Origin of the sequence: Bradyrhizobium sp. DN3 (genome assembly GCF_041357655.1) — a bacterium.
Lineage (GTDB): Bacteria > Pseudomonadota > Alphaproteobacteria > Rhizobiales > Xanthobacteraceae > Bradyrhizobium.
Genome location: NZ_JAULLN010000020.1, coordinates 40691 through 56462 on the forward strand (window position 1 = coordinate 40691; position 15772 = coordinate 56462).

The window sequence follows — 15772 nt, forward strand, 5'->3', positions numbered from 1 at the left end:
TCAATAGAAAGCGAGTGACAACGCCGCTCCGCATCGGAACATGGTCGAAGTCCGTACAGTCTCAACATCTTCTATTCGTTGGAAAAAGGCAGAGGCAGGATGGGATCGAGTTCTTCCTGCTCCAGCGTCTTGGCATCTTCCTTCGCCAGGTACGCCGCCAGAGCTGCAATCCCGGACTCCGGCGGACATCTCGCCGGGGCGGACTTTTTCGACGGCACCTCGCCGAATCTTTCAGCTATTTCGACGCTCATCAAATGAGGTCGAACCGGGCGACCGACGGCACGCTCGATCGTATGGAAGATCCAGGTGCCGTCCGGATCGATGTCCGACCAATGGAAGAGCGGCGTGCGTTCGGACACCATGCTCGCGATCGTTCGCAGTGCCTGTTGGGTGGCGAGCGAAGGATAGCCACCCACGTACATCGTCGTGCCAAGTCGACCAGGGTCCGCCTCGGCAATGTGCCTGTTGAAGCTTGCGAAGTTCTCTATCGTCAGGACGTAAGTCGGAGACTCCCGAAAGCGGATGCGATCTGCCTCCTTGGGCGTAATTCCGAGATAGTGGGGTGAGGCGCGGGACAGATCGGCCCCATCTAGATCAATCCGCCCCGCGATCAGGAGCGGCGGAGCGAAGCGCTCCAACCCGATTGTTCGCAGCGCCTCTCGCGGGCGGGCGCCGGGCGGAAATTCGAGAATTCCGTTGAGCAGCCGCACGACGACGCCTTCTATGTGCTCGAGCGTCTTGCTGTAACCCACCGTCCTTCGTGAAAATGTTTTATAATCGACGTCGAGATGCTTGTTGTCCAGGATCGCCTGAGCGAGAGCGAAGGCATCGCGCAGCTTGTTGACATCCGACGAGCCGAATCCATGCCAGCTCTTCCCTCTTCCCCAAGTATCTGTGATCGACGGGATTGCCTCGACCAGGCGCCCGTCCAAGGCGAGGCCGGCGACGAGTCGCATACCGGCATCTTGCGCGAGCTGTCCGGCCGGAACGCGACCTAAATGGCCATACAGCGCATTGGCCGCGCGCAGCCTGACGTGCGCGATCTGGTCTCGTCTGGCGCCCTTCCCCATTCCGAGACTGACTGCGCCGGCCTCTTCGGCGCGCGCGATTTGCTTTAGGAATGTATCGGCAGCTACCACGGAAGAAAACGCATCGTAGTCCGGATGCGCTATGGGGCTCGCGGCCCCGCCTTCGTATCGGTCCAGGAGATCGTTCAGTAGCTCGTTTGCGTCAGTGAAGCGCCGCGCCATGGCTACTCGGCGGCAAGGCGCGTGGCGAGCTCATCTTCGGACATCAGATCCGGATCGATCGCCATCAGCTCGCGCTTGGCCTTTTCCTTTAGCGCGACCACGGTCGCCCTCGACTGCTCGCCGATGCGATCCACTTCCACGATCGTGTCCATGTGCTCCAGCACCGCGACCCGCTTCTCGAATGGCGCCGCGATCACGAACTGCAGCCCCAAATTCTTGTAGAAGCTCATCATCTGCCGCTGGTTCTTGCCGTCCATCTTGGAGAAGGCCTCGTCGAACATGGCAAGCGCGAAACCCGAAGGCTTTCCGGCACGCCGCTCCGCGCTGCCGTAGACGGCCGCAAGCGAGGCGCCGATGGCCACGTAGATCGGCACCTGCTGTTCGGCGCCTGATCCGGTGCCGCGCCGCTGCTCCCAGCGGCTCGACCGCCCCGTCGCGACGTCCTCCATATGGATTTCGAAGGTATAGAAGTTTCGGTAGTCCTCAAATTGGGTGAAATCCTTGTCCGGATCCTCGAGCAACGCCTCGAGCGCCAGGATCGTGTCCTTGTGCGGAAAGTCGTCGGGGACGTCGCCGCGGAACAGCATCTCCAACGCCTCCGGAGACGTCTTGCCGATCTCGATGATCTTCAGGATCGGTTGGAACTCCACCACCTGGGTCCGGTGGAACGAATAGCGCTCGTTGTGGAAGGGATGGGCATGGAGACTGCGGGTCAGCGACTGCAGATCCCGCTCCATCTTGCCGATCCGCGAAGTCAGCGCGTTGATGAACTCTCCGCGCAGAAGCGTGGCTGCCTTCTCCGCCGCTTCACGCGCCTGCCTCTCGTACTGGCGCAACTCGTTCGACTCGATGTCGTCGATCAACTGCGTCATCCAGGGCTTGACCTCCTGGAGAGGCTCGCTCTCGATGCCGACCTGGGAGCTGACGCCGAACTCCCCGAAATACACCTCCAGCGCCTCGCGCACCTCCCGCTCGATCTCCCTGCGCTTGTCGTTCGCCGCCTCGACATCCTTGGCGGACTTCTCCGCAACGACGCGATGGCGTTCGACCTCGTTCTTGTGCGGCCGGGCGTCGAGACGCGCCCGGTGCACGGGGCGGCCTTTCGCCACCGAGTAAAGCGAGAGGTTCTTGGCGAAGAGCGACCAAGCGATCTTCAGGTTGAGCTGAGAGCCAGGCACGTTTTCACCATCGCTCAACCTGCTTCGCGCCGTCCTCACCTCGCCGTCGTGCTTGTTGAAGGCATCCTGCTGGGTTTTGCGCTCCGTAAGCCTTCTCTGCTTGAGTTGGTGCTGGGCCAGCTTTTTGTCCCGGAGGCCGCCGTCGCCGGCGCTGTTGAGGGCCGCAAGCCTCGCCTGCGCGTCCGCTGCCTCGGCTTGGGCTGCGGCAAACGCCGTGGCTGCGGCCTTCAGGTCGTTGGAAGGGGCATCACAGAGCGCCTTCAGCGCCATGAAGGCGCTGTCGGCGATTTGAGCTTCCTTTTCGGCCAGCGCCAGCGAATCCGCCAGATCTTCGGCTCGCTCCTGCAGGGCGCGCAGCGCGCTCGCCTGCGCCGCCTTGCCGATCTTGTGCTGCGACGGGTCGATCGACCGATGCGTCCGGACGAGACCGTCGTCGTAGAGGCCGTCCTTCATGATGGCGCGGCCGGGCCTATTGAACTGGTCCAGCGTGTCGGCAAGCCGAACCGAGCCGTACCGGCGCATGATGAACGAAAGGGCGTCCGGATCCTGCGTCCGGAAGATCGAGGGGAACGTTCCTCGCTCCGGCTTGGCCCTGAACTGTTCAAGCTTGTTGAGACTCACAAGGGAGGTACGGCGGAATTCGCGGCGTCCTTCCTTGAAGATTCCCGTGGCCACTCCGATCTGCGTCCGGTCGACGAACACCGCATCGCGGTCGCGGCCAAGTAGGGCCTCCGCGGCTCCTGCCCATTCGGACTCGGCGACTTCGATCAATTCGCAAAGCACGCGCGGCGCCATTCCCTTCTGCCGAAGCCGTTGGCAGAGGAGTTTCGTATCATCCTCCAGATGCGCTCCGGGTCCTCCGGATGCATGCTGCCGGATCCGCTCGAGGAGCTCGTTCCGCTCGCTGCGCAGCTTCGACACCTGTGCGATGATCGTCTGACGCCCCTCGTCCACTTTCGCGAGCCGCTGCGCGCCCAAGCCCGTCACGGCGGCTTCCGCGGCAGAGAGCTCCCCGGAAACTGAGGTGAGGGAGCTCGTCACTGCGGCGGCAAGGAGACTCTCGACGACGGGAATGAGATCGTCAAATCCGTGGCCCGCCATCGCGCGCAGCGGCTGCAGCCGCCGGATGGTCTCGAGCCGAGCCTTGAAATCGGACGTCGCGCGCTGCGCTGCCTGCTCGGCTACCGAGGCGCTCTGCTGCAGCGACTTCCTGCCGGTCTTGGCGTCGTGCTGGGCGATGGCCTCGGTCAGTCGTTCGATCTCGTCGTCGATCGCCTTGATGTCGTCGTCCAGGAACTTGAGTTCGCCAGTGGCGGCGTCGCGCTGGGCCGTAGCCAGTCGCAGCTTGTTCCTGAATTCGCGGTTGGCGGCTCGCGCAGCGAGCCATTCCGCGCGCTTGGCGATCCACTGTTCGCGGAAAATAGCTTCGAATGTCGCCTCCAGCTTGGCCAGGATTTCCCTCAATTGCTTGAGTGCCTCCAGCTTCAGGCGCATCTTCCGGATGATATCGCTGATGTTGCGGTAGGTCTGGATCGACTCGCGCAGCTCCTTGATCCCGATCGGACTGTCCTCGAGGATGTAGTTCCGCACGAACTGAGTGGCGGTCTGATTGTGGTCGAGTGTCATGGCGTTGACGATCGACTTTTGCAGCGCGCTCGCGTTCTGCTCGCCCCACGGCGAGTGCGGCAGGAGATGCCGCATGTACTCGCGGACGTAGTCGCCCGCCCGGTCGCGGTGATTGACGAAATTCGCCTCGCCGACCGCGGCGACAATCCTGGCGCGCACGTCGTCCCACTGCGCGGGGTACTGCGACTTTCCTTTCTGTTCGATGAAGTCCTTGGAGGTCAGGATCGCTCCAACCGCGACGAACAGTGCAAGCACGGTCTCCCTGGTGTCTGACTTTCGGGCCTCCAGTGCCATGCCGATGGTGACCGACGGCCGCTCTCCGTCCGCGTCTTCGAAGCCGAGCGCGATGTAGGTGCGCGCCTCGTCGCGCCGCCGCTGGTCTTCGCCGAGAGTTCCAAGACAGTAGTCGACGACGCTGCGTTTCGAGGCGCTGCGAGATTTTCCGCTGTCGCCGGCGACCGCGTTCAGGCGCAGGAAGCGGCGGCTGCCGCCCGTGAGAACGACCTGCGCCATGTCCAGGATCGTCGATTTGCCGGAGCGGTTTTCGCCGAGCACGCCGACATGACCGGCCACTTCGATGTCGGCAACATCGAACAGATGCCAGTTCACCATCGTGAGATGGCGGAGCTCCATCATGTCTCTCCTCCCATCCTTTGCGGGAAACGAGCCTCCTCGCTGCGGACGTAACGCTCCAGGCGCTGAAGGGCGTCACCGCCGCTGATTAGCTTGATCATCGGGCGAATTCTGACCTCCCAATCCTGCTGCTCGTCGTCGAAGTCGCCGATCTCGACCAGGTTGCGCTGGGCGACCTCGCGCAGGATGTCGCGGAAACGGGCCGCGGAGATCGCCCCTCCGCCACTGTGCTGGGCCATCTCCCGATAACGGTCGAAGAGGTCGTTCAAGGTCGCCACCACGACCGCGCGATCTTCGACCGCGCCGATGTTGACCTCCTGTTGCCAATATGCCGCCAGCACCAGCACCACGATCGTTTCGTCGAGCTTCATCCGGGGCAGCGGCACGTCCTCGTCCATGGCGACGATGCCCGCCCACTGCGCCTCCGGATCGCGATGCACCCGATAGCCGCAACTGTCGAAGAAGCCGTCGATCACATCGCGGAAGCGGCCGTCCATGATCGTGTTGAAGACGGTGCCGGTCCGTGGGTCTCCGGCGAACACGAATTGTCGGCGCAACAGGAAGTGCAGCGCCTTCCGGAGATCGGCCGCCTTCTCGGCGCCGGCGGAATTCTCGATGTTCTCGAATTCGCTAAGCATGGACCGTCCTGCCCTTCCGGAGCGGGCCCGAACGCCGGACCAGGAAGTTGGCGCACCGAAGCCAGTCGCTGTCGTGCGGCGGCGTGTCTGGACACGGCTCGAGTTCGAATCCGGCGGCGATCTGCGCCGGCACTTCGCCGGTCAGCGCATAACGACGGGCGCAATCGAATGCGAGAAAGTCGTCCACGGTGTCGATCTCCATGAAGCGGGCTTCTTTGGTCGCGAAGGGAGGTACCTGCCCTTCGAGAAAGCGTCTTACGTCCTCGGGGTTCGGCGCGATGCGCGCGATGTATTCGAGACGGAGTTTCTTGCGCAGCTCGTACAGCGGATCCGATGGCGGTCCGGCGAGCGCCCTCGCCTCGACGGGGCGGCGCGGCTGCCTGGTCGGCGCCTGATGATGCTCCGACCACGGTGACCGCAGCGGCTCGACGCTCCACTCGACGGTCGCCTTGTCGTGCCGGCCGTCGCGCAGCAGCGCGTCCAAGCGACGTACCAAGTCGCCGGCCCGTCCGACGAGCCCCTGGGCTCCGCGTTCGGCGTATTTGATCGTGTTGCGGACCCGGGCCTCGAGCTGCCTGCGGAAGGTCTCGATCCGATCGAACATCTCGCCGATCTGCTCGAAGATGTTTTCGATCGCCAACAGATCGTCCGCGGCGGCCATTCGCCCGTCCTCGACATCGGACGCCATACTGGCTGCCACGTATTCCTCGGCGAGCACCTGCATGGTCTCGGGGGTGTAGGAGACCCGTCGGGCGAGGTCGACGATGGCGTCGCGGAACCGGTACGGATGGTTGACGGTCAGGATGGACTCGAAATCCTTCAACAAGAGCTGGTCGACGAACTCTTCGAAGAAGGCCTCCAGGCGAGTGCCCACGGTCTTCGACCCCATGACCGTCCGGCGGATGCGCTTCAGGTCGGCGAGAATTGCCCGCAAGCTCTTGGTGAACTGGTCGGCCTGGTTGCGCGCCTCGCGGACAGCTAGTGCGGCTTCGCGCTGCTTACGGTCGGTGATCTCGGGCGTGAGTTTTTCGACTGCCTCGAGATTGAGACGGATCTGCACGATCAGTCCGCCGAACCGCTGCGAGAGATCCTTGTTGAGACTAGCCAACCGCTGGATGACGAGGAGTGGTCCCATCGCCATGTCGACGGTGACCCTCAGACCGTATTCCTCCTCCTCGAGCCATCCCCAGGCGAGTAACCGCGCGTAGAGCTGCCGTGCCAGGCCGAGTGCTTTGTCGCCCTTCTCGGAGGCGAGCGCGACATCCGCCTTCCGGATGCGGCGGCGGCCCGCCGAGATCATTTCCGGCAGCGCGCCGAAATCATCGCCCTCGTTCCACAACGCAGGATTCGCTCGCATGACGTCGTAGACGGCGTGGACGACCTGTTGGGGCGTCGGAAACGCCGGCGCGCCCGAAAAGAAGCGCTCATGGAGGTCGAGCAGACACGCTGCGTACAGGTGTTTGTGATCGCGCGAAAAGGCCAGAAACGCGTCGTCATGCAAATGGCGGAACAAGGACAATGGGCGCTGCTCCTTGGACCGGCTTCATCCCGAAGGACTCATCAAGTCGGCCCCTAAACTCATGATATGCGGCAGAATATTGTGGTTGAGGGCGGGTTCAATAGGGTGCAACCAGGGGGATGGTTCTTACTATGTTCCTGGTATAGCTTTCCAGTCCCGGCGTTGTCGAGTCTCCGAAAGTCGCAGCAGGGATCCCACCGCCGCTGGCTTCAGCGGCTCTAGGCTCCCGAAGGTTCGACGGGTGTCGGCCAGCGATACTAGTGCCTAGCTGTTGAAATCATTTTGCTTTCTCGACATACGTAGATTCGGCGAAGCAATTAAACGCATATATGCAAACATTTATGCATATTTTGCTTTGCGCATCCCTCACCTCCCACCAATGACCAAATGCTCGATGAGTTGCGGACCATCTTCCTGTTCGAGGCCGACCACGTCCTGATCAGTTCCGGATGGCGAAGGCGGAGGCCTTCATCGGATTCCCGGCCCGAGACAAGGGCGAGTACGTCCACGAGTCGCCCTCGAAGCTGGACCTATTGTTGTTTGCGGACATCATGGCCTCGATCGAGCGGGCGTATGAGTTCGCGTTCAATCGCAGTCGGCTGAATACATTCGGCGAGCACGAAGTCCAGGATCTTCAGGTCTTCATGGAGGGCACTGCGCGCATCGGCGGGATTTCCTCCGCCGGAGAGCAGCACCAGTTCATGACCCCGGACGGATATTGCCGCACGGTGGCCGATGCCGCGCTTGCCAGGTGGAAGCTCGAGTGGGCGGGTGACGACTCGGCGACATTCACGACCCGCGATTTAGCCGAATCGTTCTTTCGGAGGCCGTATATGAATCGCGCTTCGCGATTTTGTCGACCGCATCAGACAAATAATCGGGATGGTGATGGCCATAGGTGTTGAGCAGCACCTCGAGCGACATTCCAAGATAGCCTGCAGCCTGCCAAGGATCTGCGCCTCTCTGCATGAGCCAAGTCGCTGCGGTGTGCCGTAGGGTACGGGGGGAGACTCCCGGAGCAAGCCCCGCTAGCCTTACAGCACTCTTGAATGCCGTTTTGACCGAGGTAACAGCCTTTCCGTTGTATTCGACGAAATGTTTCGCCTCCGGGTGCCAACGTCGTAGGTGAGCAAGCAAGCGGAAAGGAATCGGCACCGTCGGCTGCCGTTTGTTGGTTTGAGCGCTGCCCTGCTTAAGACGGTAATAGCGGCCGCGCTCCAAATCGACATAAGAGCGGCCGATCGCCGGAATGGGAGATGCCGCAGCGATAGCTCCCGCATGGGACCCGCTGTAGATCCCGATCAAAATGAACCGAGCAAGGTGGCGCAGCGGACGCTTACTTGTGGGGATCTTTACATCATCCGTCGGACCACGCGAGCCCTTCTGCATTTCGCGATAGCGCCAGCAGGTCCAAACCAATTTGGCCGCATCGCTGCACGTCAGCCATTTGTCTCGTGGCTGCCCCTTCTCTGGCAGCGACACCTTCACAATTTCCCGATGATATCCTTCGGCTGCATGGTGACCAATGGCAGCGCGGAGATCTTCAAGGTCTCGGCGCGCGCCTCCCCTCTTGCCGCGCTTCTTGGCGTACGAGCGACATGCCTCCCCATTTACCTCGCCCAACATTTTTGCTCCCCACCACTCGTTCAACCGTTCGATCCGCTTCTTGAACTTGCGGATATCGGGGATGGTATCTTCGCTCTCGCTATCGACATTGAAACGGCCGCGAAGCTTGTCTAACTGCGCGTCCAAATAAATCGAGAGGACATCCGCGATAGCGATATCGTCTATGTGGCGAATTCGTCGCTTCGGGCTGTGTTTAGAGCTTATGTAGTCTCTTAGGTTTTCCTCCGCGGCCGCAAACATATCGAACGGATGCGAGAGCTATGCCGCGAAGAAGCAAGGGAGCCCGACTTCAGCTCAAGGCTGCCCGCCGAAACACGAGCGGAAAGATCACTCACCAGGCAATCTGGATCATCAGAGACAACGGCCGGGATGTCAGCACAGGCTGCGCTGCAGATGAGAGCCAGCGTTGTAAATTCCTTGCCGGCAATCTTCTCGATAACCAATCGATTGCGATCGCGCTCACGACGCAAACCCGCGACCGTCATTCCTCCCAAAGGAAATGCGATGTTCACGGCGTCAGCAAGGCGAAGAGGAGTGTCAGGTGTAATTTCAGGTTGCGTTCGAGTTGGCATCGACGCCCACGGCGCGGCTGTTAAAGACCGAAGTAAGATGTCGGCGGCTTATTGAGAGTAAAGCTTTCCTTCGTTCCATCGCAGGATTGGCGATTTCGTCGCAAAATTGAGCAGGCGACCGAAACAACGTGGCTGAACTCTATCAGTTACTTACTGAGGCTGGCGTGCCGGAGATCGCCATACGAGCTGTGCGGGCGAGAACGAGAGTGGTTGAAAACTGAGATCTTTGTGATGCGCGGCCAGGGATTAGAATCCGGTTTGTCGGCCTTTTTAGATGCCAGGCTTCCAAATGAGCAACCAGATGGACGCAAGACCTTGATTTCAGCACCAACCTTTCGCTTGAGCGAACTCCGAATGGCGGAATCAAAATCCGCTTACACCAGCAACACTATCAACGAACGTTCTGAACTTTCCCGTTTAGTTCGCCCATTGACAACATTCGGGATTATCGGCGGTTCAGAATGCGCTTGCCAGCTTTACCGGCGGAGTGCTGCGCAAATGAACGGTTACTCCGTCGAGCCGTTGGGGGACCCGCCGCCGCGCAGCCGGATCACGCACTCGCGCTGCAATTTCGGCCGGCTACGCGGCTCGCTCACCGTCGGTGGCCGTGACGTCGGACAGACACTAATCGGCGAGGGCTTGGTGCGCCCCTATGTCTGCAGCGGCACGCGCTGTCCACCGCGGCAGGGATGGTGCGGTTAGGCCAAACGTGTGGTGGCGAAGAGAAGGCCCCGCTCCACCGCTGGGGCTGGGGGCTGAATAGCAATGGAGCGGGAGACGGGAGCTCGTTCGCACCAGCGCTGGAAATCGATCGAAACCCCCGACCTGCTGAATTTGCGATCCTGATTCGAGCCTGATGGCGGCTGATACATGGCGCCATTCGGTCCAGCCGAAGCTGAAATTCGTCGGGCCGACGGCCCTAGCCGGTAGCGGATGCCAAAAACTCTTTTACGAGGCGGCGTCTGATAGTGCTTGGTTCACGTTCTCCTTGCGAAGCGAGCCAGAGGATGCGCTCGGCAACCTCCACCGCAGAGCGGTGCCGCTGACGAGTGAACGACGGGCTGGAGAGAACTTCATCTAGAACGTCGCGGAGCATATGTATTGTTGCTGCGTCGTATGCCATGCGCCAAATATCCCGCTTCCTTGAAACAACTTGCGCCGCGCGAATCGCGCAAAGGGAAGACAAGTGAAAAAAGCGTTGCCGGGCTCGAAATACGTCGTCCCGGCAGCGCCTATTCTCTAACTGAGCGCTGAAATCCCAGTTGGTTTCAACTATGCAATGGTCATGCCACAAGTTTATGACAGGGCGGCCACTCCGTGTATGCTACTCACGGGCGGAGACTGATTCGTGATGCTGGAAACGGTTCTGGTATTGCTGGGAATTGGCGCAGTGGCCCTTGTTGCCATTGCATTTTGGGGCTTTCGCAAGCAGATCCGACCTGGATAGGCGCGCGGCGGTCCGTTCTTCTATCTGCCGTTCACAATTCCCGCTCCATCGCAGAATGACTGCTGAAGGATGGTCAGTTGGTTGAAGAACGAAGGAAGGCCTCCGCGAGGAAGTTGACGAACCCGCGATCATGTTCGGGGATGGCTCGAGCATCAGGTGCCACGTCGTAGACCTGTCTGACCAGGGCGCCGCTATCGAACTCCGGGACGCGAGTCGTTGAGGGTGTACTGGTGCGGACTCCCAGTAGAGGAGGAATGCGCCCCTATACATTGGTTTAACGTCACAGTGCGCCCCAATTCTCACCAAGTTTGCCGCACATCCCAAAGGAAACAGGGCACGAAGGCACGCGAGGGCAGATAGTGGTCGTCAAGAACATCGTCATTCCTTTGGAAGTCGAGTATCTGCAAAAGGCAGCAAAGGACCGTGGAATTTCTCGTTCCAAGCTTGTGCGATACGTGATGGAGAAGGTCGTGAACGACAAACTCGTTCATGCGATTCTCGGCGAAAACGACTTATCGGACCTTGAGCCGGCGCCGCGACGATATCGGCGGTTTCGGGACGAGCCTAAACGGGACTGATCGTTTTTACGCCGCCGCTCCGATCACCTCAGAGAGTTGCTGCTCTGCTCTGGGCCTCAGTTCCTGTCATAGCTCCCTTCCCATCGCTGGGTGGATGCGGTTCTTCACCTTGATCCAGTGTTTCTGTCGGCTCGATACGGCCGCTTGCGATGTTTGGAAACAAGGCCCTCAAGCCCCATTCGACAAGTTGCCCGGAATAAATCCGGACCGATCGCGCCCCGTTCGAACGGCGCCACGGTGATCCCGTCCGGCCGTCGAGCCAGTAGCTGCTCCAGATTGGTCTTACGCATGTGGAGGGGAAGAGACCGCAGGTCGTAGCCACCCAACGCGAGAATATCGAAGGCGTAGAGCTGCACTTCGTGGTCGTGCTTGTGGGAGTGGAGCGCGTTGAAATCAGAAATGCCGTCGACACCCAAGATCACGGCCTCGCCATCGATGACGAAGTGTTCTTGGCGGTTCTTCAACGCCGCCTCGGCGATCCAAGGATAGCGCCTCGTCCAGTCGGTACCATTGCGCGATAGCAGGCGCACGCGCTGATCCTCCCGGATGACCAATATCCGGTAGCCGTCGTGTTTCACTTCGTGAAGCCAATCCGGCCCCGAGGGGACATGCTTGCCCGCGGTAGCCAGGCAGAGTTCATACGCCATACGCATAAACCGAAGATAGTCGCTTGCAGAGGATTTTACGAATCCCTCTTAAGTTCCAGCCCGGAACAGTGCTGAAGCGAACAGAGCAACGCGGTGAGCTGTGAGTAGTCTCGTTTCGCTTGGCGCTTGCTAAGCCCGAGGACCAAGCACCACCTCCAGCGGCCCCGGCCTCACAGCCCCCATGGCCGGGGCCGTCTTTCGTCATCGAGACGAAGCGCGGATTGAGACGCGGTACAGTGGCCGCTTGCTCCTATGTCGGAAAACGTACAGTCAGGCGTCCTTGGTCAGGCTACCCTCCGCTTCGAGGAAATCCTTTTTTGATTGGGAGACACTGATTTGGCGATCGGTAAAGTGAAGTGGTTTAATGTCACCAAAGGCTATGGCTTTATTCAGCCCGATGACGGCGGTTCAGACGTTTTCGTGCACATCAGCGCCGTCGAGAAAGCCGGGTATACGGGCTTGGCTGAGGGCGCTCGGATCAGCTACGAACTGATGGCGGGACGCTCGGGCAAGATGTCTGCGGAAAATCTGCGGATCGGCTGACGGGAAGACCTGTCAAGGCCCTCCGTCAGGATTCCCGGGTCGTTTTGATTGCAGTTCGCGTATTGCAGGGCGGAGCGGCCCGCCGGTTCACGCTGGCGGCTTCCTCATAGGGGAGTCACCAGAGAGCGCAGCAGATCCCAAACCATTCGAATGTAGGAAAAGAAAGACTCGTCTATAAAACGGGCAAATGGCGGCGAGTTCATTATAACGATGCCGAACAAGATTATGCCGGCTGAGCCGATGAGCATCTCTTTGAGATCGCGGTGCATGGGGCAGTGTAGATGATGCGGGGGCAGGCTACGAGCAAACATCAGTTCTCAGGTCGCGGTGTCCGTCCTCAAGAGCCGCACATAGGTGCCGCTCTCGTGAAGCTCGAGCCAGCCGCTCGACCGCGTGCTCCCCATCGATCGCGAAGTGCTGCTCCCACGATCCAAGGGAAGTGATCAGGCGCACGGCTTTCCCGCTGCGCTCCGGGCGCAGGCGGAAGCCATCGTATTTGATCTCGTGGAACCAATCTGGCCCCGTCCGCACGGCCTGGGCGGCCGTGGGGACGCAGTAATTTGCTCTAAGCATGGCCGGCATCTATGCATGGGTGGCCAGAAGTTGATCTCGCTGTCGTAGAGATCTTGGGGGATGCGGGCGAGGTCCATGGGTTTCCTAGCGGGTAAAATTCATGGCGAACAGCGCGATAACCGCCATGCATATCAACGTTCTGCGGCCGATGCAGTTCATGGATTGCCATGTGAGAAGAGATTAGGATGGCGTCATGTCGTTCGATTTTTGGCATTGGTCGAGATGTTTTAGGATGTGTTTGACGAGATCAATGATCTGGTCGGCATGAGCCATGTCCGGATCGTCTTGATCGAGCACATCCATTGGTGAGGGGATTGCGAACGACCGTCCCGCATTCCGCACAGATCAAGCTGACGCCATCATCTCCCTGTTCAACAGAATCGAAGCGTTCCTCGAACAGCTCTGCGAGTTTGACCATGCGTGCTCCTTACATGGGATTTCGGTTTCTCTCTGAAACGTCGAGAGCTAAATGGCGCCAATCTTCATGCAGATCGCGTGGGCGACCATGAATATCGGGAGAGCGATGAGGAACCATACGATGTCATCTGCGTCGCGATCCGGCGCAAACTCGCGGTTCGCGTCCGTCTCGCGGCCGTGAGGAACTACTGAAAAGGGACGGGTACCATTGGCTGCGCGCCGCAATCGCTGTTTGATCGCACTTTCCTGATCCCTAATTTTCGCGCCCACCTCACGATGTTCGGCAGTCTTTGAAGTAGGCATCAATGCCCTCTCGTGTCATTTGCGACTGTCACTGGATTGGTTGTTAGCTCGGCTCTCTCATTGTCGGGAAAATAGACAAACGGAGTCATACCCGGTGTAGCCGACCCCCCCACGCCCCTCGAAGATCCTACCGAAGCGAGCTGAGTCCGGATCTTTAAGTTTCGGAGCACTAGCGGTCGGTGGCCGGCGCCCTTTCTCGGACGAGCTCCGAAAGAAGGAGTTTGGCAACCAACTCCGGCGGCGACGTTCCCAGCTGAGTTGCCTTGCTGCCGAAAGTCGATTGAACATACACGATCGAGTTCTGGACGAAGTATGTCCCGTGGTACGCGACACCGTAGAGTATCGCGGTGACGGTTTTAACTACCGCAGGCCTGTCCATGTGGGCCTCGCTTGCATCTTGAAATGGGTCACTGAAAATCAGACCAATTGATGCATGATTCCCGTAGGTCTGAAAACCCATTAGATCATTCGACAACCCGCGGAAGCGCAGGCAGCCTGAGTGCGACCGGCACGATTACGGATTTCACGCCGGGTCCGTAAGCGCGGCTGGATCTTCCAGGTACAGGCCGTGGGGCGACTTTCCCCTATAATTGCGGTCAGCCACGCTGAAGCAGTTCTCAAACGGAGACAGCCCGAAAAACCGGGGGGTCAGACATCCCGCGGCGCGCCTTCCTCACAGGATCTTAAACAGACCACCGTCAATCAAAGCCTGAAGGTCTGCGGTAACGGTCAATGTGTGAGTTTCGGAGAACACGAGTGTCGTTCGATGTCCGTTCGGAAGGACAAATCGAACGGTGTCCGGGTTGATGTACACGGTCTGACCGGTGGCAGCGTCGGTCACGCCATATAGCGGTTTGGTCATTTCCCCCTCGCCTTCATTTCCCCTTAGCCTTCAGCCCGATCTCGACGAGTCGTGCCATTATCCTCTGCGGTTTTCGGAGCTCGAAGGCTCCTCCTGATGATAAGACCGACAACGCCGAATGCGATTAAAGCGCTGCCGGCGATGATCAGCCAGTGCGGCAGCTGCAACTCAGAGAGCATGTCGAGCACATGGCTCATTTGCTAATAGGTCAACGCCAATAGCCGTTGCACTATCGCACCCAAGCAGACGAGCACGACTAGGAGCTTTAGCAATTGTGCCAGTCGACCGTCCGGCGCAAACCTGTCTATCGCCCAAAAACAGATCGCTCCAACAACGACGATAATCAAAACGCCGATCAGAACTGAAATAGCGCCCATCTTATCCTCCTCTCAACTCCGCGGCTTCTGAAGCCACCGGTCATTTCTTGGCCTTTAGCCCGATCTCGACCAGCCGGCGGATGGCCTGGGGGCGAGAGAGTTGCTCCTTTTGCTTCGAGATCCAGCCGTCAATGGCGGCCAATTCGGCGGGAGGTAAGCGAAGCCCGATCTGCGGAGCTCCTTTGCCCTCGCTGCCCTCATAAAGCGAGGGGCGCCCCCGTTTCTTTTTACTGCTACCAGTAATTATTGACTTAGCCATGAATTACTGATACCAAAATATGCAAGCCGGGGCAAGGTGGGCACCTCGCCGCCGGCTCTAACCCACAACATGGAGTGACCCATGACGCAGGCTATTCAAATACCTACTACACGCAGGCAATTTTCCAAGTGGTTGGCGGCGGCTACGGCTGGCGCTGCGACGGCCATTCCCGCAACCGCGCTCGCCTCGCCTGACGACGACAGCGCGCTGCTGCAGGTCGAGGAGCAAATCTTTGAGGCCTGGCGGGCGTCCCGTGCCCACGATGACGAAATACAGCGCCTCGATGAGGTCTGCCGCGCTGACTACGATAGGCGCTTGCAGGAAGAGACGAGACTGCAGCAATTTCTCAGCATGGCTGCGCGCCGGGACACTGTGGACGCGACGCCAGACGGCCTGGAGCTGGATCGGCTCGTGACGTTGAGCGAGCAGCACCAGGACCGAGTTGTGAATAAGCGGCGTTATTTTGGCGCAGAGACGCCCGTTCGGATATGTGCGCTTAGGTGCAATCAGGAGGTTCTCATGTCGCGCGGTCCTCACAATACTAAGCAGGCGGACATACGGAAGGTCGTCAATGGCCTCATCGAGGGGCTCGGTGACAACAGGCTGGGTCTTGAGTTTCTGCGGATTGAGGTGGAGCGCGGCGGCAAAATCATCGCCACCGCCAGCAAAGTCGAGATCCCTTGCAACTCGACTAGCGAGGTCGCCGCCTGATGACACGTCGACC

The 15772-nt window shown here is 59.8% G+C and carries 15 protein-coding genes; 4 read left to right on the forward strand and 11 right to left on the reverse strand.

Annotated features, from left to right (window positions below; all coding sequences use genetic code 11):
• Nucleotides 1-71: 71 nt before the first annotated feature.
• The 6 genes from AAE027_RS26840 to AAE027_RS26865 form a co-directional block, all read right to left on the reverse strand.
• The gene (locus AAE027_RS26840) at nucleotides 72-1250 is read right to left on the reverse strand and encodes a Wadjet anti-phage system protein JetD domain-containing protein (RefSeq protein ID WP_370986938.1); all 1179 of its coding nucleotides are present in this window, start codon (nucleotides 1248-1250) and stop codon (nucleotides 72-74) included.
• 2 nt (nucleotides 1251-1252) lie between these two features.
• Nucleotides 1253-4690 (reverse strand): SbcC/MukB-like Walker B domain-containing protein, encoded by a 3438-nt coding sequence (locus AAE027_RS26845; RefSeq protein ID WP_370986939.1) that lies wholly within the window; start codon nucleotides 4688-4690, stop codon nucleotides 1253-1255.
• Nucleotides 4687-5325, reverse strand: a complete 639-nt coding sequence (locus tag AAE027_RS26850; protein WP_370986940.1) for a DUF4194 domain-containing protein — start codon at nucleotides 5323-5325, stop codon at nucleotides 4687-4689. Before AAE027_RS26850 ends, AAE027_RS26845 begins: the two co-directional genes overlap by 4 nt.
• Complete coding sequence (locus AAE027_RS26855) at nucleotides 5318-6826, reverse strand: Wadjet anti-phage system protein JetA family protein (RefSeq protein WP_370986941.1); 1509 nt, start codon at nucleotides 6824-6826, stop codon at nucleotides 5318-5320. The genes AAE027_RS26850 and AAE027_RS26855 overlap by 8 nt, the downstream gene beginning before the upstream one ends.
• A 548-nt stretch (nucleotides 6827-7374) precedes the next feature.
• Nucleotides 7375-7539, reverse strand: coding sequence for a hypothetical protein (locus AAE027_RS26860; RefSeq protein WP_370986942.1), 165 nt, complete (start codon nucleotides 7537-7539; stop codon nucleotides 7375-7377).
• Between the two features lie 94 nt (nucleotides 7540-7633).
• Nucleotides 7634-8710, reverse strand: a complete 1077-nt coding sequence (locus tag AAE027_RS26865; protein WP_370986943.1) for a tyrosine-type recombinase/integrase — start codon at nucleotides 8708-8710, stop codon at nucleotides 7634-7636.
• 542 nt (nucleotides 8711-9252) lie between these two features.
• Here AAE027_RS26865 and AAE027_RS26870 point away from each other — a divergent pair.
• Together AAE027_RS26870 and AAE027_RS26875 are read left to right on the forward strand one after the other, a co-directional pair.
• A complete protein-coding gene (locus AAE027_RS26870) occupies nucleotides 9253-9744 on the forward strand; it encodes a hypothetical protein (RefSeq protein WP_370986944.1) in 492 nt (163 codons plus the stop codon).
• 1104 nt (nucleotides 9745-10848) lie between these two features.
• Nucleotides 10849-11067 (forward strand): hypothetical protein, encoded by a 219-nt coding sequence (locus AAE027_RS26875; protein ID WP_370986945.1) that lies wholly within the window; start codon nucleotides 10849-10851, stop codon nucleotides 11065-11067.
• A 104-nt stretch (nucleotides 11068-11171) separates the two neighbouring features.
• Here the strand turns inward: AAE027_RS26875 and AAE027_RS26880 are convergent, their stop codons facing one another.
• Nucleotides 11172-11714, reverse strand: a complete 543-nt coding sequence (locus AAE027_RS26880; protein WP_370986946.1) for an ATP-dependent DNA ligase — start codon at nucleotides 11712-11714, stop codon at nucleotides 11172-11174.
• 336 nt (nucleotides 11715-12050) lie between these two features.
• On the opposite strand from AAE027_RS26880, the gene AAE027_RS26885 reads away from it, so the two are divergent.
• Nucleotides 12051-12257 (forward strand): cold-shock protein, encoded by a 207-nt coding sequence (locus AAE027_RS26885; protein ID WP_370986947.1) that lies wholly within the window; start codon nucleotides 12051-12053, stop codon nucleotides 12255-12257.
• Between the two features lie 1038 nt (nucleotides 12258-13295).
• On the opposite strand, the gene AAE027_RS26890 is transcribed toward AAE027_RS26885, so the two are convergent.
• The 4 genes from AAE027_RS26890 to AAE027_RS26905 all read right to left on the reverse strand — a co-directional run bounded on the left by AAE027_RS26890 (nucleotide 13296) and on the right by AAE027_RS26905 (nucleotide 15048).
• Nucleotides 13296-13550 (reverse strand): hypothetical protein, encoded by a 255-nt coding sequence (locus tag AAE027_RS26890; protein WP_370986948.1) that lies wholly within the window; start codon nucleotides 13548-13550, stop codon nucleotides 13296-13298.
• A gap of 673 nt (nucleotides 13551-14223) precedes the next feature.
• Nucleotides 14224-14412 (reverse strand): hypothetical protein, encoded by a 189-nt coding sequence (locus AAE027_RS26895; RefSeq protein WP_130217015.1) that lies wholly within the window; start codon nucleotides 14410-14412, stop codon nucleotides 14224-14226.
• 200 nt (nucleotides 14413-14612) lie between these two features.
• Nucleotides 14613-14789, reverse strand: coding sequence for a hypothetical protein (locus AAE027_RS26900; protein WP_370986949.1), 177 nt, complete (start codon nucleotides 14787-14789; stop codon nucleotides 14613-14615).
• A gap of 40 nt (nucleotides 14790-14829) precedes the next feature.
• On the reverse strand, nucleotides 14830-15048 hold the full coding sequence (locus AAE027_RS26905) for a hypothetical protein (protein WP_370986950.1): 219 nt from the start codon (nucleotides 15046-15048) through the stop codon (nucleotides 14830-14832).
• A gap of 81 nt (nucleotides 15049-15129) precedes the next feature.
• Here AAE027_RS26905 and AAE027_RS26910 point away from each other — a divergent pair, with 81 nt between their 5' ends.
• On the forward strand, nucleotides 15130-15759 hold the full coding sequence (locus AAE027_RS26910) for a hypothetical protein (protein ID WP_370986951.1): 630 nt from the start codon (nucleotides 15130-15132) through the stop codon (nucleotides 15757-15759).
• The last annotated feature ends 13 nt before the right edge of the window (nucleotides 15760-15772 follow it).

Coding starts and splice junctions, on each gene's coding strand:
- AAE027_RS26900 (WP_370986949.1), bottom strand. CDS start 14,789: ATGGGCGCTATTTCAGTTCTGATCGGCGTTTTGATTATCGTCGTTGTT.
- AAE027_RS26850 (WP_370986940.1), bottom strand. CDS start 5,325: ATGCTTAGCGAATTCGAGAACATCGAGAATTCCGCCGGCGCCGAGAAG.
- AAE027_RS26840 (WP_370986938.1), bottom strand. CDS start 1,250: ATGGCGCGGCGCTTCACTGACGCAAACGAGCTACTGAACGATCTCCTG.
- AAE027_RS26895 (WP_130217015.1), bottom strand. CDS start 14,412: ATGACCAAACCGCTATATGGCGTGACCGACGCTGCCACCGGTCAGACC.
- AAE027_RS26865 (WP_370986943.1), bottom strand. CDS start 8,710: ATGTTTGCGGCCGCGGAGGAAAACCTAAGAGACTACATAAGCTCTAAA.
- AAE027_RS26905 (WP_370986950.1), bottom strand. CDS start 15,048: ATGGCTAAGTCAATAATTACTGGTAGCAGTAAAAAGAAACGGGGGCGC.
- AAE027_RS26880 (WP_370986946.1), bottom strand. CDS start 11,714: ATGGCGTATGAACTCTGCCTGGCTACCGCGGGCAAGCATGTCCCCTCG.
- AAE027_RS26910 (WP_370986951.1), top strand. CDS start 15,130: ATGACGCAGGCTATTCAAATACCTACTACACGCAGGCAATTTTCCAAG.
- AAE027_RS26845 (WP_370986939.1), bottom strand. CDS start 4,690: ATGATGGAGCTCCGCCATCTCACGATGGTGAACTGGCATCTGTTCGAT.
- AAE027_RS26890 (WP_370986948.1), bottom strand. CDS start 13,550: ATGCCTACTTCAAAGACTGCCGAACATCGTGAGGTGGGCGCGAAAATT.